The sequence below is a fragment of the Streptomyces sp. H39-S7 genome (assembly GCF_027158205.1).
Classification (GTDB): Bacteria; Actinomycetota; Actinomycetes; order Streptomycetales; family Streptomycetaceae; genus Actinacidiphila.
Genome location: NZ_JAPVLU010000014.1, coordinates 26,787 through 47,162, shown reverse-complemented (window position 1 = coordinate 47,162; position 20,376 = coordinate 26,787). Strand labels below are relative to the sequence as shown.

Below are 20,376 nucleotides of genomic sequence, written 5' to 3'. Positions count from 1 at the left end.
AACGGACAGATCACATCGTAGTCGTGGCCGCAGTACCAGATATGAGGAATGCGTGGTTCAGGCGCAGCGGCCGGACCGCGAGCGGGCGACGACCTCACTGGACCGCGTCACCGACAGGGGGCTGATACGCCGCCGACGCGGGCGTCCTGGAGGGGAAGGCACTTTCCAGGCCCGTGAGGTGCAGGAGTCTGCGGACGGGTGCGGGGACGTTGGTGAGGTGCAGTTGGCCGTGGCGCGCGGTGGTGAGGGCGCGGGCGTGGACGAGGACGGACAGGCCGCGGCAGTCCATGAACGTGACGGCGGTGAGGTCGATGACGAGGTCCTGGGGGTGGCCCCCGCGCTCCCGGTGGGCGAGGCCGTCCAGCCGAAGGCTGATGTACGGCACGGCCATGAGGTCGATCTCGCCGTGCAGTTCGACGATCGGGACCGTGCCGCGGGTGCGGATGTGGACGGCGAAAGGGGGGTCCGGGGGCACGGGGGTTCCTTCCGAGGGGCGCTACGCCGCGTGCAGGGCCAGGGTCGGGGAGAGGCGGGCTGCGCGGCGTGCCGGGTAGAGGCCGGCGATGGTGCCGATGACGAGCGTGGCGCCGAAGCCGCCGCTGACGGCCCACGGCGGCACCACCCAGGGGAGGCCGCCGGCGGTGGCGTAGACGAAGGTGGCGAGGGAGCCGAGGGCGAGGCCCGCGAGGCCGCCGAGTCCCGAGAGCATGAGGGACTCGGTGACGAACTGGATGCGGATCTGGCCCCTGGTGGCGCCCAGGGAGCGGCGCAGGCCGATCTCGTAGCGGCGTTCCAGCACCGAGATGATCATGGTGTTGGCGACTCCGACGCCGCCGACCAGCAGGGCGACCCCGCCGAGGCCGAGCAGCAGATGGGTGAACGCGCCGTCCGTGGCGGCCTTCGCCTGGAGCGCGGCCGAGGGGTCGGTGACCTTCACGACCTGCGGGTTCTGCGGATTTGCCGTGCGGGGGATCAGGTCGCGTACGGCGGCGACCGCGGCGTCGGTGGAGCGCTCGTAGACCGACGTCGGATGGCCGTCGAAGCCCAGCAGCCGTGTCGCCGCGTCCCAGCCGACGAGGGCGGAGCGCTCGATCTCGGGGGCGAGCGGCAGCGGGTCCAGGATGCCGGTGACGGTGAAGTACCGGCCGCCGATGCACACCTGCTGCCCAGGGGCGGTGATGCCGAGGCGGTCGGCGGCGACGCTGCCGAGCACGGCGGACGGGTACCTGCCGGTCGCCTTGTTGAGCCAGCTGCCGCTGCGCACCGAGCCGCGCAGGGTGCGCAGCAGTTCCTCGGTGGTCGCCTTGACGGCGATGCCGCCGGTGTCGTCCTCGGAGATCTTCTCGGAGCGGCGTACCGACTGCTTGACGTCCCCGGTCGCACCGACCTGCTCGACGCCGTCGATCCGGCCGATCATGCCGGGGGACTCCTTCGGCAGCCGGGCGTCCTGGCCGCTGAACAGCGCGTCCCCGGGGGTCACGACGAGCAGGTTGGTGCCCAACCGGTCCAGCTCCCGCATGAGTTGCGCCTTGCTGGAGGACGAGATGCCGACCACCGCGATCATCGTCGCGATGCCGAGTGCGATGCCCAGGGCGGACAGGACGACGCGCAGGGGGCGGCCGCGCAGCCCGGCGGATCCGACGTGGAACAGGTCGCGGGCGCTGAGCCGGGCGGGGGACAGGGAAGTGCGCCTCATAGGGCGACCCCTCCGGGGCCGGCATGCGGGGGGCGGGGCGGCTTGGTGTCCGCCACGACCCGGCCGTCACGGATCCGCACCTGGCGGGGCAGCCGGTCGGCGATCTCGCCGTCGTGCGTGATCACGGCGATGGTGGCGCCTTCCCTGTTGAGGTCGTGCAGCAGCTCCATGACCGCCTCGCCCGAGGCAGAGTCCAGGGCGCCCGTGGGCTCGTCGGCGAGCAGCAGGTCGGGCTCGCCGACGACGGCCCGCGCGATGGCGACGCGCTGCTTCTGCCCGCCGGACAGCTGGTGCGGCTTGTGGTCCATCCGGTCCGCGAGGCCGACGCGCTCCAGCGCGGCGGCGGCCCGGCGGCGGCGCTCGGCGCGCGGCTGCCCCGAGTAGAGGAGCCCCTCGGCCACGTTGTCCTGGGCGCTGATGCCGGGCACGAGGTGGAACGCCTGGAAGACGAATCCGACGTGCTGAGCGCGGAGCGCGGAGAGCCGGCGGTCGGACAGCGCGGCGACGTCGTGGCCCGCGATGGCGACCGAGCCGGAGGACGGCCGGTCCAGGGTGCCGATGATGTGCAGCAGGGTGGACTTGCCGGAGCCGGACGGGCCGACGATGGCGAGCAGTTCGCCGTCGTCGATCGTCAGGTCCACGCCGCGCAGTGCCGCGACGTCGCCCGGGTACTCCTTTCCGACGCCGACGAGTTCCACCACAGCGGTCGAAGGAGAGGAAGAAGGGATTGGAGAGGAAGGAGGAGAGGAAGAGGACATGGAGGTGGACATGGTCACAGCGACGGCACCCCGACCTTCATGCCTTCGCGCAGCCCGCCGCCGCTGACCTCGACGCGCCCCTGGCCGAACATCCCGAGCTCGACCGCGACGTCGCGCGCCCTGCCGTTCTCCACGACCTGGACGCCGAAACCGCCGCTGGGCAGCGCCAGCAGGGCGTTGACGGGGACGGACAGGACGCCCTTGTGGGTCCGGCCGGTCAGGTTCACCGTCACCGGGGACCGGTCGAGGCCGCCCACCTTGGACGGGTCGTCGAAGGTGACCGTGACGGTGATCCTGGGTGTCTTGTCCTGCGGGTCCTCGCCCTCCTCGACGGTCTTGCCGACGGAGGAGACCTTGCCCCGCGCGGTCCCGCCGCCCGGCAGGTCGACGGTGACCTCGGTGCCGGTCCGTGCCAGCTGCCCGTCGGCGACCTCCAGCTTGAACTCGACGATCCGCTCCGAGCTGGTCGTGGTCAGCACCGGCTTGCCGGGGCCGGCCTGGTCGCCGACGGTGGAGTCCGCCGACTTGATCCGCACCGGGCCGGCGGAGAACGCGACCTGGTCGGGGCCGATCGTGCCGGTCCGCGGCAGGTCGTGGTCCTTCTGCCAGCGCTTGACGGCATCGGCGGTGCCGGCGGTGAACTTGTCGTCCGCCGCCAGGCCCGGGCCGAAACCGAGGGCGCGCAGGTTCTCCTTCAACTGCCGGACGTCGTCGCCCTTGTCACCGGTCTTGAGCATCCGGTACATGGGGGTCGTGCCGTACATCAGCCGGACGGGCTTGCCGTCGACCTCGTAGAGCCTGCCGTCGCGGGCGACGGAGGAGCCGGCGCCGGGGACCCAGGTGATGGTGCCCATGGCGCCCGCGTTGATCTTGCGCTCCTTCGAGTACCCGAGCGTGCCCTGCTTCTGGGTGCTGTCGCTGAGATCGCCGCGCTCGATCGGGGCGGTCGCCGGCGGAAGGCCGGAACTCTGCCGGCCCACCCCCTTGTCGGAGGCGGCCGGCAGGGTGACGGCCACGCCGCCTCCGACGGTGACCACGACCACCGCCACAGCGGCCAGAATGATTCTCTTGCGCTTCATCGACGTATTCCCGTCCATCCTCTCCGTACTGTTCGTCAGTCGACGGAGCAGAGCTTGTTGGCCTTGTCGAACTTCTCCTTCGCCGCGCCCTGCGGCATCGGCATCGCCTTCTGCGGTCCGCCACCGCCGCCGAAGTTCGGATCGGGCATGTCGACGCCGTTCTTGCGCATGCACTGCGCGAACTTGAGGGCCTTGTCCTTGTCCGCCTGGGATATCTCGCCCGACGGGTTCGAGCTGAACTGCCTGCAGGCGTCCATCGCCTTCTTCATGGCCGCCTCGCCGCCGTTGTTGCCGATCGTCAGGCCCCGCGAATCCTCGCCAGGCTTGGGTTCGGGCACGTCCAGGCCCTGCTCGCGGAGGCACTTGCGGAACTTGAGCGCCTTGTCCGCGGCGGTGTCGGCCGAGCTCTTCCCGCTCGACCCCTTCGCGGCGGAATCCGATGCGGAGCCCGAACAGGCGGTGGCGAACAGGGCGAGAGCGGCCAATGCCGCTGCGCCGCCGGAAATGCGGTGACGATTTCTCATGGGATTCTCACTCTCGGACTCTTCGGGACAGTGACAGGAGGAGATTGGCAGCCGTCGGACTCTCGTTTCTCTAACCGGCCTCCTTTACAACGACGAAAGGTCCGCATCGGGTAAACAGGACCCCATGCGTGTTCTGGTGGTGGAGGACGAGGAATTCCTGGCCGAAATGGTGGCCGACGGGCTGCGCCGTGCGGCCATCGCGGTGGACGTCGCTTCCGACGGCGCCGAAGGACTGCGGAAGCTCCAACTCGGCGCCTATGACGTGCTCGTCCTGGACCGCGATCTGCCCGGCATCCACGGCGACGAGGTCTGCCGCCGGGTCGTGGAGCAGCGGCTGCTCACCCGGGTCCTGATGCTCACCGCCTCCGGCACGGTCCGCGACCGGGTGGCCGGGCTGGGCCTGGGCGCCGACGACTATCTGACCAAGCCGTTCGCCTACGACGAGCTGCTCGCCCGCGTCCTGGCCCTGGGCCGCCGCGCGCACCCCGCGCTGCCGCCGGTGATCGAACGCGCCGGACTCGTCATGGACGGCGCTCGCCGGCAGGCCAGCCGTGACGGCCGGTATCTGAGCCTGTCCCGGAAGGAGTTCGCGGTGCTGGAGGTTCTGATGCGCGCGGACGGCGCGGTCGTCAGTGGCGAGGACCTGATCGAGCAGGTGTGGGAGGAGGACACCAGCTACCGGACGAACGCGGTGCGGGTGACGCTCAGCAAGCTGCGCACCAAGCTCGGCGAACCGCAGGTGGTGGAGACGGTGCCGGGCGTCGGCTACCGGATGGTGGCGGACAGCATGGAAGACGGCGTGGACGACAGCAAGCGCCGGAGCCCGAACTCCGCCCCCGGGGAGCGGGCATGAGCCGGCTGCGTCTGCGCCTGTGGCGGCTCAGCAGTGAACGCGCCCGGCTGACGAGTCTGTACGGCGGGCTGCTGGTGCTGGCCGGCGGCGTGCTGATCGCCCTGGTGTACGCGCTGGTGCGGAGCGGCCTCTACTCCACCATCAGCCTCGCCGTCACCACCGCGGTCCCCATAGACCGTGTGCAACCCCCGTACGCCCTGCCGAGCGAGCGGTTCGTCAAGGCGCAGCCCGCCCTTCCGATGGAGGGGATGACGTTCGACCCCTCCAATGTGCGCGCCGCGACGAAGGTGATCACGACGGCGGCGGAGAGCGCCGCGCTCAGCAAACTGCTGACGGTCTCGCTCATCTCGCTCGCCGCCTTCGCCGTGCTCTCGGTGGCGCTGGCCTGGTGGATGGCGGGGCGGGTGCTGCGCCCGGTGGGCGTCATCACGTCCACCGCCCAGCGGCTGTCCGGTGAGAACCTGCACGAGCGCATCAAGCTGAAGGCGCCGCCCGGCGAGCTGAAGCAGCTCGCCGACACGTTCGACACCATGCTCGACCGGATAGAGCGGCTGGTCTCCGCCCAGCAGCGGTTCGTCGCCAACGCGGCTCACGAGCTGCGGACGCCGCTGGCCGTGCAGCGCGCCGCGGCCGAGATCGGGCTGGCCGACCCGGACCTGGATCCGGAACGGCTCGCGCGGCTCCGCCGCAAGCTCATCGACGTCGCCGACGACAGCGAGAAGCTGATCGACGGACTGCTGCTGCTCTCGGCGAGCGACCAAGGACTGGAGCGCGTCGGGCCGATCGCACTCGACGCGACCGCGGAGAGCGTGGCGAGGGCGCTCGCGGACCAGGCGGGCGAGCACGGGGTCGCCGTCAGGATCGAGCTGCGGCCGCTGACCGTGCGGGGCGAGGCCGTGCTGCTCGGGCACCTGGTGCACAACCTGGTGAGCAACGCGATCCGCTACAACCACCCGGGCGGGCGGGTGTGGATCCGGGTGGGCGCGGACGGTCTCGAGGTCTCCAACACCGGCCCCGAAGTGCCGCCCGAAGCGGTGCCCGAGCTCTTCGAGCCCTTCCGCCGGGTACAGGCCAGGCGGCACGGGCCGGGGGAGGGGGCGGGGCTGGGCCTGTCCATCGTCGCCTCGATCGCCCGCGCACACGGCGCCGAGGCCGCCGCCGAGGTGAACCCCGGCGGCGGTCTGACCGTCCGCGTGACCGGCTGGACGCCGGCCTGACCGTCCGCGTGACCGGCTGGACGCCGGCCTGAGCAGACAGGACCTACAGGTCGAACTCCTTGGGGTCGATGCCCACGGCGAAGCACGCCTCGCGGACGACACCCTGCTCGGTCTTGTCGAAGTCACCGTCGGCGCCGCCGATGACGATGCCGATCTGGATGACGGCGCGGGCCTCGGTCGGCTTCTTCTGGACCTTGCCGATCTCCTGCAGGATCCCGACCTTGCCGAAGTCGAAGTCGGCGGTCAGCTTGCCCAGGTAGTCGTTGAACCGGCGCTGCAGGTCCTCGGCCGGGAAGTTCTGCAGTACGTCGTTGCCCGCGATCAGCGACGCCACGCGCTGCCGCTCGGACGGGTCGATCTGACCGTCGGCGGCGGCGACCAATGCGCACATCGCCATGCTCGCGTCGCGGAACGCCCCGCTCTTGAGGTCGTTCTTCTTGGCGGTGAGCTGGGTCTGCATGGTCTGCGCGGACTCCTTGAAGCGGTTCCACAGGGCCATGGTGGTGTCTCCTCGACGCGTTGACTCTCGTATCTCTTCGTATCTCGCCCAGGGAACTCCCCAGGGGCCCCGTCAAGTTCCCCGGCATCCCCCGGACGGCCCCCGCAAGCTGCGACGATGCGCCGCGAGGGCCCGGCCGCTACGGCATCAGGACGACCTTGCCCATCGTGCCGCGCGTCTCCAGCGCCCGGTGTGCCGCGGCGGCCTCCGCCAGCGGGAAACGCTGCACCGCCGGCACGAGGCGGCCCGCCGCGGCTTCCGCGAGAGCCGCCTCCTCCAGGGCGCGCAGGCCCTCGGGGCCGCCGATCGCCTTCATCATCGCGGGGCCGACGACGGTCTGCGACGTGATCCCGCGCGTGGCCAGTTCCTCCTCGCCGAGTCCCAGCGGACCGCCGGCGGACCAGCCGTAGACGAGGTGCTTGCCGCCCTTGCCGAGCAGGTCGACGGCGGCGCGGCCGAGCGGGCCGCTGACGGCGTCGAAGACGACGGTCGCGGACCTGCCGCCGAGGGCGGTGCGCACCTGGTCGGTCCAGCTGTCGGCGTTGTAGTCGACGGCCACGTCCGCGCCCAGACCGCGGACCCGCTCGACCTTGTCGGGGCCGCCCGCCGCTCCGACGACGGTCGCGCCGAGGTTCTTGGCGTGCTGGACGAGGAGCGTGCCGATGCCGCCGGCCGCGGCGGTGACGATCACCACGTCCTGGTCGGTCAGGTCGGCGAACCGCAGGATGCCGAGGGTGGTGCGGCCGGTGCCGATCATGGCGATGGCCTGGGCGAAGTCCAGGTTCTCGGGAAGTTCGTGCAGCTTTCCCGCGTCGGTGACGGCGGTCTCGGCGTAGCCGCCGGGCACCATGCCCAGGTGCGCGGCGACCCGGCGGCCGAGCCAGCGCGGGTCGGTGCCCTCGCCGAGCGCGTCGACGGTGCCGGCGACCTCGCGGCCGGGAATCGTCGGCAGTTCGGGCAGCGGGTACGGGCTCGTCGGGTCGCCGCGGCGGAAGACGGTGTCGATCATGTGGACCCCGGCCGCGCCGACGGCGATCCGCACCTGCCCCGGACCCGGCACCGGGGTCTCGGTCTGCTCGTAGGTCAGGTTCTCCGCGGGGCCGAAGGCGTGCAGACGGGCGGCGCGCATGGCGATTCTCCGGATCTTCTGTCGGCGCGGCGCCTGCTGGCGCCGCGCCGCCCATCCTTCGACCTGAACCTAGGTTCAGGTCAAGGCCGGAGACCCGGAGAACGGGACCGCCGGGGAGCCCGTGTCACGACCTGGCGAGGACCCGCGCCTTGGCCTGTGCGTACTCCGCCTCGGTGAGGTCCCCGCGGCTCTTCAGCTCGGACAGCTTGTGGAGCTGGTCCACGCTGTTGTCCGCGGTGTTCGTGCCGTCCGGCGTTCCCGCCGCTTCGCGCACGTACTGCTTGAAGGCGGTCTGCTGTGCCTCCGCCTGCTTGGCCTCGCGATGGCTCATGCCGCGGCCGCGCACGATGACGTAGGCCAGCACGCCCAGGAACGGCAGCACGATGACCAGGATCATCCAGCCCGCCTTGGCCCAGCCGTTGAGCTCGTGGTCACGGAACAGGTCACTGATGATCCGGAACAGCAGGAAGAACCACAGCACCCAGCAAAAGATCAGGAGCATCGTCCAGAACAGGTCGAGCATCGGGTAGTTGTCCATAACTGCAGGAGAACCCCTGGTCAGAGCTGGCGCATCCGGGGTTGCCCCATGCGGGTGACCCGATGGGTCACACGCGCGGGTAGCGGGCCCGCAGGTCCCAGACGGCCGGGTTGTCGCCGAGGCCGTCGTGCATGTCGGTCAGGTCCGCGATCAGGTCGTGCAGGAAGTCGCGCGCCTCGCGGCGGAACGTCGTGTGGTGCAGGGACAGCGGGGGCTCGTCCTCGGCCCAGTCGGCGACGACGTCCACGTAGCCGAAGCGGCGCGCGAAGCGCAGCCGGTCCGAGGACTCGGTGAAGTCGAACTCGGCGTACTGCGTGCGCGAGGCGCGGCTGCCGCGCGGGTCCTCGTCCAGCCGCTCGACGATGTCGCACATCGCCCACGCGAAGTCGAGCACCGGAACCCATCCCCAGGCTGTGGACAGTTCGCGCTCACCCTTCGCGAGGTACACGTCGCCGCAGAACAGGTCGTGGCGCAGGGATTGGACGGTCGCGCTGCGGTAGTCCGTCTGCGGGGGGTCGGGGAAGCGGCGGGAGAGGGCGTAGCCGAGGTCGATCACACGGTCGATCGTCGCACGGGGTACGAGCGCTCCCCGCATCGTGCGCGACGGCTCCCCGGCCGGCGGCTCGGCTCAGCGCAGCAGTCGCTGCTCCTTGGCCACCGAGACCGCTCCCGACCGGGTGTCGACGCCGAGCTTGTCGTAGATCCTGCCCAGGTGCGTCTTGACGGTCGCCTCGCTGATGAACAGCGCGCGGGCGATGTCGCGGTTGCCCAGGCCCTGCGCGAGCTGGGCGAGGATGTCCAGCTCGCGTTCGGTGAGGTGGGGCCGCGGGGCGCGCATCCGCGCCATGACGCGGCTGGCGACCGGCGGCGAGAGCGTGGTGCGGCCCTGCGCCGCCGCGTGGATCGCGGCGAACAGCTCCTCGGGCCGCTCCGCCTTGAGCAGGTAGCCGGTCGCGCCGGCCTCGATGGCGCGGGTGATGTCGGCGTCGGTGTCGTACGTGGTCAGCACCAGGACGTGCGGGGCGGCGTCGGGGGCCTCGACGGCCGCGGTGATCCGCCGGGTGGCCTCGACGCCGTCGATCCCGTTCCCCAGCTGGAGATCCATCAGGACGACCTGCGGGCGCAGCCGGGCGGCCAGGACGACCGCCTCCTCGCCCGTTCCGGCCTCGGCGATCACCTCGATGTCGCCCGCACTGGCGAGCAGCGCGAGGAGCCCGGCGCGCACGACGGCGTGGTCGTCGCAGACCAGCAGCCGGACCGGGGCGGCGGTGGGCGCGGGTGCGGTTCCGGGGGTGGTCATGGGGTCTCCAGGGGGACGGTGGCGGTGACGACGGTGCCTTCGCCCGCGCCGCTCTCCACGGTCAGGGTGCCGCCGAACTGGCGCAGCCGGGCGCGCATCGCCGGCAGGCCGTGGCCGCGGCCCGCGCTGCCCGCGGTCGACGGCCCGGCCGAGGGTGACGGTCCGGCCGAGGATGACGGTCCGGCCGGGTCGAAGCCGCGGCCGTCGTCCGCGATGTCGAGGACGGCCTGGTCGCCGAGGTACGACAGGGTGATCACGGCGGCCGAGGCACCGGCATGCTCGCGCACGTTGGCCAGCGCGCCCTGCGCGATCCGCATCAGCGCGGCCTGCGCGGCGGCCGACAGCCCGGCCGACAGCCCGCCCGACAGCCCGCCCGGGGAACCATCCGGGGAACCGCCGGGGCTCCCGTCCAGGTGGAAGCGGACCGGCAGGCCGCTCTCCGCCGACTCGCGTTCGGCCAGCGCCCGCAGCGCGTCGTGAAGGGTGCCGCCGTCGGCGAGGTCGGCGGGCGCGAGGTCGTGCACGAAGGCGCGGGCCTCGGCGAGGTTGCGGGCGACGATCGAGGTCGCGGTGGTGACGTGCGTCCTGGCGGTGGCCGGGTCGGTGTCCCAGGTGCGTGCGGCGGCCTGCAGCAGCATCTGCTGGCTGGACAGGCCCTGCGCCAGGCTGTCGTGGATCTCCATCGCCAGCCGCTGCCGCTCGGCGAGGGCGCCCGCGCGCCGCTCGGTCGCCGCGAGCTCGCGCCGGGTGCGGACGAGGTCGTCGATGAGCGCGCGCTGGCGGGCGGCCTGCCGCTGCATGTGCAGGAAGACGGCGGTGGCGAGGCCCGCAACGGCGGGCGGGAGCAGGAGGAGGTTGGGGTCGAAGTCCTTCGCCAGCCGGAGCTGGGAGATGACGACCAGGACGGTGAGAGCCGCTACCAGGGTGATGGCGGCGGGTGCCGGGAGGGTCCGCAGCCCGGTGTAGAACAGCGGGATCGCGCACCAGGCGAAGCTCGGCGCGAGCAGCACGACCACCACCCACGTGACGACGACGGCCGCCAGCCACAGGCGGTGCCGGCGCACGGTCCATACGTCGGTGGGGCGGAAGGCCGGGCCCAGCGCGTACAGGACGGCGAGCACGACGCTCAGACCGATCACCCACGGCACCCTGGCGGCGCCCGGATGGTGGACCACGAAGCGCGTCAGCGAAGCACCCAGCAGCAGGACGAACGCCAGGTGCATGACGAGGGTGAGCCGGCCCTCGTCGAGGGCCGCGGTCTCCTCCGCCGGTCGCGGGGTGGTGCGCACGTGGATCTCCTCGTCGGCTGCTGCGGCCCCGGGCCGGGTTCCGGTACCCCCGTCTCCCTTTATCGCCCGGCGTCGCCCGCCCCGCATCATCCGATCGGTTGACAGCCCTGTCATCCATCATGCCCGCGGGGAGGGGCTGGAACGTCGACCCCGGTCGGCCCCGGCCGGGATGAGGATCGAAGGGCAGGCCCGGTGCGGGCCGCACCGATCCAACGAGGAGTGACCGTGAAGATTTCCCATCGTGTGCTGGCCGGGTCCCTCGCCGCCGCCGCTCTCGGCGCCGGCGTCTTCGGCAGCGTGTCGGCGTCCGCCGCCCCGGCGCCCGCCGCGAAGGCCGCCGACGTCCGGGCGTCGCAGACCGTCGGGACGACGCATCTGTCGGTCGACGCCGCCGCCAAGGGCGCGCACGCGGCCCTGGACGCCGCCGAGAAGGCCGGCCAGCACGTCACCGTCGCGGTCGTCGACCGTGACGGGAACACCATCGTCACCCTGCGCGGCGACGGCGCCGGTCCGCAGTCCTACGAGTCCGCCGAGCGCAAGGCGTACACCGCGGTCTCCTGGAACGCCCCCACCTCGGAGCTGGCCAAGCGGCTCGCCCAGGCCCCGAACCTCAAGGACATCCCCGGCACCCTCTTCCTGGCCGGCGCGACCCCCGTCACCTCCGGGTCCGCGCCGATCGCGGCCATCGGTGTCGCCGGCGCCCCCAGCGGTGACCTGGACGAGCAGTTCGCGCGAGCCGGTGTGGCCGCCCTCGCGAAGTGACGCCGGCCCTCGGCCTCGGACAGCCCCGCGCGAACGCCGACGGCCCCCGGATCGAGAGCGATCCGGGGGCCGTCGGGAGGCGGTGTCAGAGGTTGACGCCGAAGTCCGTGGCGATACCCACGAGGCCGGAGGCGTAGCCCTGGCCCACCGCGCGGAACTTCCACTCCGCGCCGTTGCGGTACAGCTCGCCGAAGACCATCGCGGTCTCGGTGGCCGAGTCCTCGCTCAGGTCGTAACGGGCGATCTCCGCCTCGCCGGCCTGGTTGACGATACGGATGTACGCGTTGCGGACCTGGCCGAAGTTCTGGCTCCGGGTCTCGGCGTCGTAGATCGAGACCGGGAAGACGATCTTGTCGATGTCGGCCGGGAGGGCCGCCAGGTTGACCTTGATCTGCTCGTCGTCGCCCTCGCCCTCACCGGTCTTGTTGTCGCCGGTGTGGACGATGGACTGGTCCGGCGTCGCCTTGTTGTTGAAGAAGACGAAGTGGCCGTCCGAGTAGACCTTGCCGGTGGTGTTCACTGCGATGGCGCTCGCGTCGAGGTCGAAGTCGGTACCGGTAGTGGTACGGACGTCCCAGCCGAGACCGACCGTGACAGCCGTCAGGCCAGGCGCCTCTTTGGTCAGCGAGACGTTGCCGCCCTTGGACAGGCTTACAGCCATTGGGAGTCCCCTCCATGGAGATGGGTTGTTGCCGACGAAGCTACCGTCACCCGTCACAACGCCGTCAGAGGACGGTCTGGTTCCCTTCGAAGGATTCCGGATCGGCCGCGGCGGCTCGAACAGCCAGGGAGAACCCCGTGGAAAACCCTGTGACGGGAGCCGCCGGAACACGGGATCATAGGACGCATGTCCGGTCCCCTTGTCATTCGCGGCTCCGTCTCCGTTCCGGAGGCCGAGCTCCTGTGGCGTTTCTCCAGGTCGTCGGGGCCGGGCGGGCAGCATGTGAACACCAGCGACAGCCAGGTCGAGCTGCGCTTCGACCTCGCCGGTACGGAGTGCCTGCCGCCGGTCTGGAAGGACCGGGCGCTGGAGCGCCTCGCGGGCAAGCTCGTCTCCGGTGTCCTGGCGGTCAAAGCCTCCGAGCACCGCTCGCAGTGGCGCAACCGGGAGACGGCGCTCGCCCGGCTGGCGTCGGTGCTGGCGACGGCGACCGCCCCGCCCCCCAAGCCGCGCCGCCCGACGAAGATCCCGCGCGGCATCAACGAGCGGCGGCTGCGGCACAAGAAGCAGCGCGGCGATACCAAGCGCGGCCGCGACCAGCGCTCCTGGGACTGATCCCGGCCGCTGGGAGGCCGGGCCGGGCGGGATCCGTCGGACAGGGCCTAGTCGAGCTGCCGGTAGCGGCCCTTGAAGTAGACGAGGGGTGAGCCGTCGGCGCTCGGCGTCTTCGCGGCGAGCACCCGTCCGATGACCAGGGTGTGGTCCCCGGCCGTGACCCGCTGTTCCGTTTCGCACTCCAGCACCGAGAGCGCGCCGCCGAGTATCGGGGCGCCGGACCTGGGGCCGCGGTAGTAGGACACGTCCTCGAAGAGCAGCCGGTCGCTGATCCGCCCGCGCATCGCGAAGCGCCCGGCGATGTGTCGCTGGCTCTCGCTGAGCACGGACGCCGCCCACAGCGGCTGCCGCTCCAGCAGATCGTCCATTCGCGAGTCCGCACGGACGCTCACCAGTACCATCGGCGGTTCGAGCGAGACGGACAGGAACGCGGTGGCCGTCATGCCGACGTCCTCGCCCCTGGGCCCGTCCTCGGGGTCGTGGGCGGTGACGAGAACGACGCCGGCCGCGAGGCGGGCCATCGCGGCTCGGAAGTCGTCGGGGTGGGCCATGATCCCAGGATGGGGGACAGCGGATGTCTGAAGCACACCAAGGACGGTACGTCCCTGTCCTGGCCGCGCGCATCGGGCTTCGGGACCAGGACCCATCCGGGTAGGGGCCTCCGGAAGTCCTAGGCCGGTACTAGCCGGAGCCTCGGCCCAAAGCCATACGCTCCGTGGTCAAGCCGGGACAAACTCCTGTGACTTGAGTCACAAGGGGCAGGAATTGTTGACCCTGTGTACCGGGCGAACTGCTCCCTGTGATTCAGTTGCCGTGGCAATCGGACGACAAGAAATCCCAGGAGTTGCTGTCGAGGGCTCGGAGAGAGGCATGGACACCGAGTCGGAGCCGTATGTCCGTCTCGCGACCCTGCGTCAGCTGCACCAGGTCGTCGCAGACCTCAATACGGCACGAAGTCTCGCCGACACTCTGCAGGCCGTGGCCGACGGGGTGGTCAACGGGCTGGGCTACGAACTGTGCGCCGTGAACCTGGTGCGACCCGACGGCGACCTGGTCGTCGCCGCCTTCGCCGGTAGTGCCGCCGCCGAGTCACTGCTCGCCGGCCGGGTCGGATCCCGCGCCTCGTGGGAGCGCCGGCTGAACATGGGCGAGCGCTGGGGGATGCTGCGGTTCATACCGCACACCGAGGGCTGGGTCCTGGTCGACGACGACGTCCCGCAGTGGCACACCGACGGCCCGCCGCCCCGCTTCCCCGACGAGTGGCACCCCAACGACCGCCTCTACGCCCCCATGTACGCCTCCGCGAACATCGGCGGCGAACTGATCGGCGTCATCTCCGTCGACAAGCCCACCAACGGCCGGCACCCGGGACCGTGGGGGTGCGAGGCGCTGCAGATGTACGCCTTCCAGGCCGCCATCGCCATCAGCAACGCCCGGCTGCGGGCCAACATGCAGCGGGCGCTGGTCCGGCTGGAGCGCGACCAGCAGGCGCTGCGCGCCAGCGAGGAGAGCTTCCGGCAGGCGTTCGAGTACGCGCCCAGCGGTATGGCCATCGCCGAGATGGGCGGCGACCAGCACGGCAAACTGCTGCGCGCCAACGACGCGCTGTGCCGGCTGCTGGGCCGCCCCGCCTCCGTGATGCGCCGCTACTCCTTCTCCGACCTCGTCCACCCCGAGGACGTCGGCCTGCTGCTGCGGACCTCCGCCGAGGGCGGCAGGGCCGAACTGCGCCTGGCCCGCCGCGACGGCACCTATGTGTGGGTCTCGCTGCGCAACTCCGTCGTCGCGGACACGGCGGACGGGCCGCGCTTCCTGCTGACCCACGTCGAGGACATCGAGGAGCGCAAGGGCCGCGAGATGCAGCTCGCACACCGCGCCAGCCACGACTCGCTCACCGGACTGCCGAACAGCGCGGAGCTGCGCGCCCGGCTCTCCAGCCGCCTCTGTCAACGGCCCGACGACGCGGTCTCCGACGCGGCGCCCGACGAGTTCGCGTTCAGCTACGGCTTCGGCCCCGACGACATGGCCAGCCCCATGGGGGCGGTCGGCGGCTACGACCTGCACACCCACACCATCGCGCCGGACGAGAGCGAGGACTCGGGCAGCAAGGGCCTGGCCGTGCTCTTCTGCGACCTGGACGGCTTCAAGTCGATCAACGACCGGTTCGGCCACCACACGGGGGACGCCGTCCTGATCGAGGTGGCCCGCCGGCTGGCCAGCGTGGTCCGTGACGGCGACACCGTCGCCCGGCTCGGCGGCGACGAGTTCGTCGTCCTCGCCGACGGCCTGGGCCCCGCCGACGCGCAGGACCTCTCGGTGCGGCTGCGCAACGCGATCATCCCGCCGATCCGGGTCGACGGGCGGGCGGTACGCGTCGGGGCCAGCTTCGGTATCGGCTGGGCCGGCTGCGGCATGACCGCCGACGAGATCCTGCACTCCGCGGACCAGCGCATGTACATCGAGAAGCGCTCCCGCACGCGCAACCACCGCCGCGCGGGCTGACCCGCGAGGCCGTGCGGCCGACTCGCAGGGGTGGAAGCGGGCGCTCCCCTGTGACCGGATCGTGCCCCCTGAGTCTCTTGAGGGGCGAAAACAGACCGAAACGGGATCAAAGCCGGGCCGGAACGGGTCCAATGCCAGGTTCAAGGGGGTTCCCTCCACCTTGCGGAGTACCCGAGATCGATCTGCCGGTTGACCCCGGACCGCCATTCCCCTGCATACGCTGGGTAATGTGCAGCGCCTCTACTCCTTCCTCCGCAGACACCCGACGTGGGTCGACAGCTTCTGGGCTCTCGTCCTGCTCGGGATCAACGCGGTGTGGGTGCTGGAAGACGACTTCCCTTCGGAGTTCTCGCGGATGGCCGCGGTTCCGATCTCGATCGGGCTGGCCGCCGTCGTGGCGCTGCGCCGCCGGTCGCCGGAGAAGACGCTGCTGCTGGTCATCGCCCTCGGCATCGCCCAGATGGTGCTGAACGTCAAGGTCAATCCCGGTGACTTCGCGATGCTGGTCGCCGTCTACACCGCCGCCGCCAACGGCTCCCGCTGGGCCTCGCGGCTCGCGCTCGTCGGCGGTCTGAGCGCCTCGCCGATCTCGACGCTGCGCTGGCACGAGGAGGACCCACCGCCCAGCACCTGGGTCGGCATCGTCCAAGTGATCTTCCTGTCCGTCCCGTTCGCGCTCGCCTGGGTCATCGGCGACAGCCTCCGCACCCGCCGTGCCTACTACCTCCAGCTGGAGGAGCGCGCCGCCCGGCTCCAGCGGGAGCGCGAGGCGCAGTCCAAGGCCGCGGTCGCCGCCGAGCGGGCCCGCATAGCCCGTGAGCTGCATGACGTGGTGGCGCACAACGTGTCGGTGATGGTGGTGCAGGCGGACGGCGCCGCCTACGTGCTGGACGCCTCGCCGGAGCAGGCCAAGCAGGCGCTGGCGACGATCTCCAGCACCGGCCGGCAGGCGCTCGCCGAGATGCGCCGGCTGCTCGGCCTGTTGCGGGCGGGCGACGACAGCGGCGGCGAGTACGTGCCGCAGCCCGGGGTCGACCAGCTTTCCGAGCTCGTCGAGCAGGTGCGCGGCGCGGGGCTGCCCGTGCGCTTCGAGGTGACGGGGGAGGTCCGCCCGCTCTCCAGCGGCGTGGAGCTGACCGCGTACCGCATCGTCCAGGAGGCGCTGACGAACACCCGCAAGCACGGCGGCATGGACGCGACCGCCACCGTCCAGCTCGTCTTCGCGGACGCCGAACTGGACCTGCTCGTCGAGGACGACGGGCGGGGTGCGCAGCACGAGCTGTACCAGGACGGCGGGCGGGACGGCCTCGGGCAGGGGCTGGTCGGGATGCGGGAGCGCATCGCCATGATCGGCGGCACGTTGGAGGCCGGCCCGCGGCCCGGCGGCGGCTTCCGGATCAGCGCCGTGCTGCCCCTCAAGACGGGACGCTGAATCCCGGACACTCCGACCTGCCGATCCGCCGACCCACCGACCCGCCGACTTCCAGCAGAACCAGACTTCCGGCAGAACCAGCAGAAGAGGACCAGAACACGATGGCGATCCGCGTGATGCTCGTCGACGACCAGGTGCTGTTGCGCACCGGTTTCCGCATGGTGCTGCAGGCCCAGCCCGACATGGAGGTCGTCGCGGAGGCGGGCGACGGCGCGGAGGCGGTCGAAGTCCTGCGCTCCACCAAGGTGGACGTGGTGCTGATGGACGTCCGGATGCCGCGCCTGGACGGAGTCGAGGCGACCCGGCAGATCTGCGGCGGGGACCGCAAGCCGGACGACGGCGGCCCGCGGGTGCTGATCCTCACCACCTTCGACCTGGACGAGTACGCGTTCTCGGCGCTGAAGGCGGGAGCCAGCGGCTTCATGCTCAAGGACGTGCCGCCGGACGAGCTGCTGGCCGCGATCCGTTCCGTGCACAGCGGCGACGCGGTCGTCGCCCCGAGCACCACGCGCCGGCTGCTGGACCGCTTCACGCCGATGCTGCCCAGCTCGGGTGCGCCGGACAACACCGCCGTGAACCGGCTGACCGAGCGCGAGCGCGAGGTGCTGCTGCTCGTCGCCCAGGGGCTGTCGAACGGCGAGATCGCCCGGAAGCTGGTGCTGTCCGAGGCGACGGTGAAGACGCACGTCGGCCGGATCCTCACCAAGCTCGACCTGCGCGACCGCGTTCAGGCGGTCGTGCTGGCCTACGAGACGGGCCTGGTACGGGCCGGCACCAACGGCGGCCGGTAGCCCCCGCCCCGCAGGCAGCCCCGCCCCACTGGGTGGGCCGCTGGGCGGGCCGCGTCAGTGGTCGTCGCGCAGGACCAGGTCCAGCAGGCCCGGGAAGCGCTGGTCGAACTCCGCGCGGCGCAGCCGGTTGACGCGCTTGGGTCCCTGGTCCCGCTGCTCGATCAGCCCGGCCGTGCGCAGCACCGCGAAGTGGTGGCTGAGGGCGGCCTTGCCGACGGGCACGTCGAAGGTGCCGCAGGACCGCTCCCAGTCGCCGGATCCGGCGAGTTCGCGCACCAGCTGGAGGCGTACGGGATCGGCGAGGGCGGCGAGGGCCGCCAGGACGGGTACGTCCTCCGGGTGGGTGTGCTCGGGTTCGGTCCGGTGGCCCATCGGGTGTCCTCTTGCTCGTCCTGTTCACCCTTGCGGAGTGTTCGATGAAAACCATACACTCCGAGTGTTCGCTTTTCACTGAACAGCTTGCGAGGGGTGGCCGTCATGCGTGCAGTCGAATTCGGGGAGTTGGGTGGACCCGACGTCCTGCGGGTGACCGAGGCTCCGGTCCCGGAGCCCGGCCCCGGTGAGGTGACCATCGACGTGGCCTACGCCGGCGTGAACTTCGCCGACACCAAGGCCCGTTCCGCCGGCTACCGGGTCCCCGCGCTGCCCTTCCGCCCCGGTCTGGAGGTGTCCGGCCGGATCCGCGCCGTCGGCGACGGCGTCGAGGGCCTGGCCGTCGGCGAGCAGGTCGCCGCGCTGACCCCGCACAGCGGCTACGCGGAGGTCGTCACGGCCCCTGCCGCCACCGTCTTCGCCCTCCCGGCGGGAGTCTCCCTGCGGGTCGGCGCCACCCTGCCGACCGTGCTGCCCACCGTCCAGGCCCTGCTGCACGAGGTCGGCCGGCTGCGGGCGGGCGAGACCGTACTGGTCCAGGGCGCGGCCGGCGGGGTCGGCACCGTCGCCGGGCCGGTCGCCCGGCTCGGCGGGGCGGGCGCCGTCTACGGCGTCGTGTCGCGGCCGGAGAAGGTCGCGGAAGCGCTCAAGTACGGCTACGACGAGGTCTTCCTCGGCGACGAATTCGCCGCCGGGGTCCAGCGGGCCACCGGCGGCCGCGGCGTCGATCTCGCGCTCGACCCGGTGGGTGGCGACACACTCCGCCGCAGCCTGGACTCCCTCGCGCTCTTCGGCCGGCTCGTCTCCTTCGGCAACGCCGGCGGCGGCGCCGCCTGGCAGCTCGGCCAGCCCGAGCTGTACCCGCGCGGTCTGTCGGTCGCCGGCTTCTCGATCCTCACCCTCGCCGAGAACGAGCCGCGGACGCTGCGCGCAATCGCCGGCAAGTCCTTCCAGCTCGTCGCCGGCGGCAAGGTCGAGCTGCCGATCACCGCCGAGTTCCCGCTGGCGGAGGCCGCCGAGGCGCACCGCCTCATGGACACCCGCGCCACCACCGGCAAGCTGCTGCTGCGCGTCGCCGGGGAGTGACGCGGCAGCCGCCGGCGCGCGGCGCGGGGGTCTCGGTCGGGCGAGCGGTGGACCTCAGTCGTGCGGCAGGCGCTCCAGGAACGCGCGCACCGCCTCCGCGACGTCGTCCACCGTCCACTCAAGCGCCGACGCGGCCACCGTCACCTCGGTGACCGACATCCCCGGCACCTCGCTGTCGAACCACTTGCCGAACACGGCGGACTTCGTCTCCAGCGCCTGCCGCAGCCCGGCCGCGTCCAGCACCGAGGCCGGATACGGCAGCCACACCTGGAACTGGTGGGTGAAGGGCACCGGCGGGTTGATGCGGAAGAACGGCACCGCGCCCTCGAGCCCGTCCCGCAGCCCCTCCACGACGTTCTTCGCGTGCGCCACGTACGAGGGCAGCCGCGGCAGCTCGTTCTCCAGCCCGGCCAGCGCGGTGAGCACCGTCGGGAACTGCGCGAACGCCAGCCCGCCGTACCGGTGCCGCCAGGCCTTGGCCTCCGCGATCAGGTCGGCCGGGCCGGCGAGCACCGCGCCGGAGATGCCGTCGAGCGACTTGTAGAACGACACGTAGACGCTGTCCGCGAGGTCCGCGATCTCGGCGAGGGAGCGTCCGAAGTGCGGCGTGCACTCCCACAGCCGGGCCCCGTCGAAGTGCACGACGGCGTCCCGGTCGCGTGCCGCCGCCACCGTCGCGGTCAGCTCCTCCCAGGTGGGCAGCTGGAACCCCGCGTCGCGCAGGGGCAGTTCCAGCATCAGCGTGCCGAACGGCTCGTCGAGGTCGCGGACCTCCTGCGCGGTCGGCAGCCGGGGCGCGGTCGTCGGGTGGACGGTGCGCAGCCCGCCCACCGCCGAGAGGGCGCCGCGCTCGTGCACCTCCGGATGGGCCAGCGGGTGCAGCGCGACCGTCGGGTTTCCCGTCCGGCCCGCCCAGCACCGCAGGGCCACCTGCTGCGCCATCGTCCCGGTCGGGAAGAACGCCGCGGCCTCCAGGCCCAGCAGCTCCGCCACCCGCTGCTCCAGCGTGTCGACGATTCCGTCGCCGTACATGTCCAGCGGGACGTCCAGGTCGTACGCGGCCGCGCCCTCGGCCACCAGCCGCTCCAGCCGTTCGCGCATCAGTGGCCTTTTGCCGCTGGACAGCACCCGGTCACATGCGCGCACAGCCGCCAGGCGTGCTGCCTTCTCGTCGTTGATCGGATTGCCCATGGCCCCGATCCTGCCCCACGCGGACGCCTTCTGCCGAGGGGGATTCCCGGGCGGGCCGGGCGGGATTCCCGGCGTCCCCGGG

The 20,376-nt window shown here is 71.9% G+C and carries 23 protein-coding genes; 8 read left to right on the top strand and 15 right to left on the bottom strand.

Annotated features, from left to right (window positions below):
- Nucleotides 1–94: 94 nt before the first annotated feature.
- The 5 genes from O3X23_RS15530 to O3X23_RS15510 are packed head-to-tail and all read right to left on the bottom strand — an operon-like array spanning nt 95 to nt 4,057.
- Nucleotides 95–475 carry an STAS domain-containing protein gene (locus O3X23_RS15530; RefSeq protein WP_269271960.1) on the bottom strand — a complete coding sequence of 127 codons (381 nt, stop codon included), beginning with the start codon at nt 473–475 and terminating at the stop codon, nt 95–97.
- Nucleotides 476–496: 21 nt separating this feature from the next.
- Nucleotides 497–1,696, bottom strand: a complete 1,200-nt coding sequence (locus O3X23_RS15525; RefSeq protein WP_269271959.1) for an ABC transporter permease — start codon at nt 1,694–1,696, stop codon at nt 497–499.
- Nucleotides 1,693–2,454, bottom strand: coding sequence for an ABC transporter ATP-binding protein (locus O3X23_RS15520; protein ID WP_269271958.1), 762 nt, complete (start codon nt 2,452–2,454; stop codon nt 1,693–1,695). Before O3X23_RS15520 ends, O3X23_RS15525 begins: the two co-directional genes overlap by 4 nt.
- A gap of 14 nt (nt 2,455–2,468) precedes the next feature.
- On the bottom strand, nt 2,469–3,533 hold the full coding sequence (locus O3X23_RS15515; RefSeq protein WP_269271957.1) for a peptidoglycan-binding protein: 1,065 nt from the start codon (nt 3,531–3,533) through the stop codon (nt 2,469–2,471).
- 35 nt (nt 3,534–3,568) lie between these two features.
- Entirely contained in the window at nt 3,569–4,057 is a 489-nt protein-coding gene (locus tag O3X23_RS15510; RefSeq protein WP_269271956.1) for a hypothetical protein, read from the bottom strand.
- A gap of 124 nt (nt 4,058–4,181) precedes the next feature.
- Here O3X23_RS15510 and O3X23_RS15505 point away from each other — a divergent pair, with 124 nt between their 5' ends.
- Nucleotides 4,182–4,910 carry a response regulator transcription factor gene (locus O3X23_RS15505; protein ID WP_269271955.1) on the top strand — a complete coding sequence of 243 codons (729 nt, stop codon included), beginning with the start codon at nt 4,182–4,184 and terminating at the stop codon, nt 4,908–4,910.
- Nucleotides 4,907–6,127: a sensor histidine kinase gene (locus tag O3X23_RS15500; protein ID WP_269271954.1), complete on the top strand. Its 1,221-nt coding sequence runs from the start codon at nt 4,907–4,909 to the stop codon at nt 6,125–6,127. The genes O3X23_RS15505 and O3X23_RS15500 overlap by 4 nt, the downstream gene beginning before the upstream one ends.
- Before the next feature lie 43 nt (nt 6,128–6,170).
- Here O3X23_RS15500 and O3X23_RS15495 read toward each other — a convergent pair whose 3' ends face one another.
- The 6 genes from O3X23_RS15495 to O3X23_RS15470 form a co-directional block, all read right to left on the bottom strand.
- Nucleotides 6,171–6,626 (bottom strand): tellurite resistance TerB family protein, encoded by a 456-nt coding sequence (locus O3X23_RS15495; protein ID WP_269271953.1) that lies wholly within the window; start codon nt 6,624–6,626, stop codon nt 6,171–6,173.
- 139 nt (nt 6,627–6,765) lie between these two features.
- Nucleotides 6,766–7,755 (bottom strand): zinc-binding dehydrogenase, encoded by a 990-nt coding sequence (locus O3X23_RS15490; protein ID WP_269271952.1) that lies wholly within the window; start codon nt 7,753–7,755, stop codon nt 6,766–6,768.
- 124 nt (nt 7,756–7,879) lie between these two features.
- Nucleotides 7,880–8,293, bottom strand: coding sequence for an SHOCT domain-containing protein (locus tag O3X23_RS15485; RefSeq protein WP_269271951.1), 414 nt, complete (start codon nt 8,291–8,293; stop codon nt 7,880–7,882).
- Nucleotides 8,294–8,360: 67 nt separating this feature from the next.
- On the bottom strand, nt 8,361–8,849 hold the full coding sequence (locus O3X23_RS15480; RefSeq protein WP_269271950.1) for a hypothetical protein: 489 nt from the start codon (nt 8,847–8,849) through the stop codon (nt 8,361–8,363).
- 72 nt (nt 8,850–8,921) lie between these two features.
- Nucleotides 8,922–9,593: a response regulator gene (locus tag O3X23_RS15475; RefSeq protein ID WP_269271949.1), complete on the bottom strand. Its 672-nt coding sequence runs from the start codon at nt 9,591–9,593 to the stop codon at nt 8,922–8,924.
- Nucleotides 9,590–10,816, bottom strand: coding sequence for a sensor histidine kinase (locus O3X23_RS15470; protein ID WP_269272073.1), 1,227 nt, complete (start codon nt 10,814–10,816; stop codon nt 9,590–9,592). Before O3X23_RS15470 ends, O3X23_RS15475 begins: the two co-directional genes overlap by 4 nt.
- A gap of 291 nt (nt 10,817–11,107) precedes the next feature.
- On the opposite strand from O3X23_RS15470, the gene O3X23_RS15465 reads away from it, so the two are divergent.
- Nucleotides 11,108–11,644, top strand: a complete 537-nt coding sequence (locus O3X23_RS15465; RefSeq protein WP_269271948.1) for a GlcG/HbpS family heme-binding protein — start codon at nt 11,108–11,110, stop codon at nt 11,642–11,644.
- A gap of 85 nt (nt 11,645–11,729) precedes the next feature.
- On the opposite strand, the gene O3X23_RS15460 is transcribed toward O3X23_RS15465, so the two are convergent.
- Nucleotides 11,730–12,305: a TerD family protein gene (locus O3X23_RS15460; RefSeq protein ID WP_138354105.1), complete on the bottom strand. Its 576-nt coding sequence runs from the start codon at nt 12,303–12,305 to the stop codon at nt 11,730–11,732.
- Between the two features lie 186 nt (nt 12,306–12,491).
- On the opposite strand from O3X23_RS15460, the gene arfB reads away from it, so the two are divergent.
- Nucleotides 12,492–12,920, top strand: coding sequence for an alternative ribosome rescue aminoacyl-tRNA hydrolase ArfB (gene arfB / locus O3X23_RS15455; RefSeq protein WP_269271947.1), 429 nt, complete (start codon nt 12,492–12,494; stop codon nt 12,918–12,920).
- Between the two features lie 47 nt (nt 12,921–12,967).
- Here arfB and O3X23_RS15450 read toward each other — a convergent pair whose 3' ends face one another.
- On the bottom strand, nt 12,968–13,471 hold the full coding sequence (locus O3X23_RS15450) for a flavin reductase family protein (RefSeq protein WP_269271946.1): 504 nt from the start codon (nt 13,469–13,471) through the stop codon (nt 12,968–12,970).
- Nucleotides 13,472–13,790: 319 nt separating this feature from the next.
- On the opposite strand from O3X23_RS15450, the gene cdgB reads away from it, so the two are divergent.
- The 3 genes from cdgB to O3X23_RS15435 all read left to right on the top strand — a co-directional run bounded on the left by cdgB (nt 13,791) and on the right by O3X23_RS15435 (nt 17,645).
- On the top strand, nt 13,791–15,422 hold the full coding sequence (gene cdgB, locus O3X23_RS15445) for a diguanylate cyclase CdgB (protein ID WP_269271945.1): 1,632 nt from the start codon (nt 13,791–13,793) through the stop codon (nt 15,420–15,422).
- Nucleotides 15,423–15,651: 229 nt separating this feature from the next.
- Nucleotides 15,652–16,854, top strand: coding sequence for a sensor histidine kinase (locus O3X23_RS15440; protein WP_269271944.1), 1,203 nt, complete (start codon nt 15,652–15,654; stop codon nt 16,852–16,854).
- A 101-nt stretch (nt 16,855–16,955) separates the two neighbouring features.
- Nucleotides 16,956–17,645 (top strand): response regulator, encoded by a 690-nt coding sequence (locus tag O3X23_RS15435; RefSeq protein WP_269271943.1) that lies wholly within the window; start codon nt 16,956–16,958, stop codon nt 17,643–17,645.
- 54 nt (nt 17,646–17,699) lie between these two features.
- Here the strand turns inward: O3X23_RS15435 and O3X23_RS15430 are convergent, their stop codons facing one another.
- Entirely contained in the window at nt 17,700–18,017 is a 318-nt protein-coding gene (locus tag O3X23_RS15430; protein WP_269271942.1) for an ArsR/SmtB family transcription factor, read from the bottom strand.
- 105 nt (nt 18,018–18,122) lie between these two features.
- On the opposite strand from O3X23_RS15430, the gene O3X23_RS15425 reads away from it, so the two are divergent.
- Nucleotides 18,123–19,103, top strand: coding sequence for a quinone oxidoreductase family protein (locus O3X23_RS15425; protein ID WP_269271941.1), 981 nt, complete (start codon nt 18,123–18,125; stop codon nt 19,101–19,103).
- Nucleotides 19,104–19,157: 54 nt separating this feature from the next.
- Here the strand turns inward: O3X23_RS15425 and O3X23_RS15420 are convergent, their stop codons facing one another.
- The gene (locus O3X23_RS15420) at nt 19,158–20,294 is read right to left on the bottom strand and encodes a threonine aldolase family protein (RefSeq protein WP_269271940.1); all 1,137 of its coding nucleotides are present in this window, start codon (nt 20,292–20,294) and stop codon (nt 19,158–19,160) included.
- Between the last annotated feature and the right edge of the window lie 82 nt (nt 20,295–20,376).

Coding starts and splice junctions, on each gene's coding strand:
- O3X23_RS15485 (WP_269271951.1), bottom strand. CDS start 8,293: ATGGACAACTACCCGATGCTCGACCTGTTCTGGACGATGCTCCTGATC.
- O3X23_RS15420 (WP_269271940.1), bottom strand. CDS start 20,294: ATGGGCAATCCGATCAACGACGAGAAGGCAGCACGCCTGGCGGCTGTG.
- O3X23_RS15430 (WP_269271942.1), bottom strand. CDS start 18,017: ATGGGCCACCGGACCGAACCCGAGCACACCCACCCGGAGGACGTACCC.
- O3X23_RS15495 (WP_269271953.1), bottom strand. CDS start 6,626: ATGGCCCTGTGGAACCGCTTCAAGGAGTCCGCGCAGACCATGCAGACC.
- cdgB (WP_269271945.1), top strand. CDS start 13,791: ATGGACACCGAGTCGGAGCCGTATGTCCGTCTCGCGACCCTGCGTCAG.
- O3X23_RS15435 (WP_269271943.1), top strand. CDS start 16,956: ATGGCGATCCGCGTGATGCTCGTCGACGACCAGGTGCTGTTGCGCACC.
- O3X23_RS15505 (WP_269271955.1), top strand. CDS start 4,182: ATGCGTGTTCTGGTGGTGGAGGACGAGGAATTCCTGGCCGAAATGGTG.
- O3X23_RS15460 (WP_138354105.1), bottom strand. CDS start 12,305: ATGGCTGTAAGCCTGTCCAAGGGCGGCAACGTCTCGCTGACCAAAGAG.
- O3X23_RS15490 (WP_269271952.1), bottom strand. CDS start 7,755: ATGCGCGCCGCCCGTCTGCACGCCTTCGGCCCCGCGGAGAACCTGACC.
- O3X23_RS15525 (WP_269271959.1), bottom strand. CDS start 1,696: ATGAGGCGCACTTCCCTGTCCCCCGCCCGGCTCAGCGCCCGCGACCTG.
- O3X23_RS15425 (WP_269271941.1), top strand. CDS start 18,123: ATGCGTGCAGTCGAATTCGGGGAGTTGGGTGGACCCGACGTCCTGCGG.
- O3X23_RS15470 (WP_269272073.1), bottom strand. CDS start 10,816: ATGCACCTGGCGTTCGTCCTGCTGCTGGGTGCTTCGCTGACGCGCTTC.
- O3X23_RS15450 (WP_269271946.1), bottom strand. CDS start 13,471: ATGGCCCACCCCGACGACTTCCGAGCCGCGATGGCCCGCCTCGCGGCC.
- arfB (WP_269271947.1), top strand. CDS start 12,492: ATGTCCGGTCCCCTTGTCATTCGCGGCTCCGTCTCCGTTCCGGAGGCC.
- O3X23_RS15510 (WP_269271956.1), bottom strand. CDS start 4,057: ATGAGAAATCGTCACCGCATTTCCGGCGGCGCAGCGGCATTGGCCGCT.
- O3X23_RS15515 (WP_269271957.1), bottom strand. CDS start 3,533: ATGAAGCGCAAGAGAATCATTCTGGCCGCTGTGGCGGTGGTCGTGGTC.
- O3X23_RS15520 (WP_269271958.1), bottom strand. CDS start 2,454: ATGTCCTCTTCCTCTCCTCCTTCCTCTCCAATCCCTTCTTCCTCTCCT.
- O3X23_RS15475 (WP_269271949.1), bottom strand. CDS start 9,593: ATGACCACCCCCGGAACCGCACCCGCGCCCACCGCCGCCCCGGTCCGG.
- O3X23_RS15500 (WP_269271954.1), top strand. CDS start 4,907: ATGAGCCGGCTGCGTCTGCGCCTGTGGCGGCTCAGCAGTGAACGCGCC.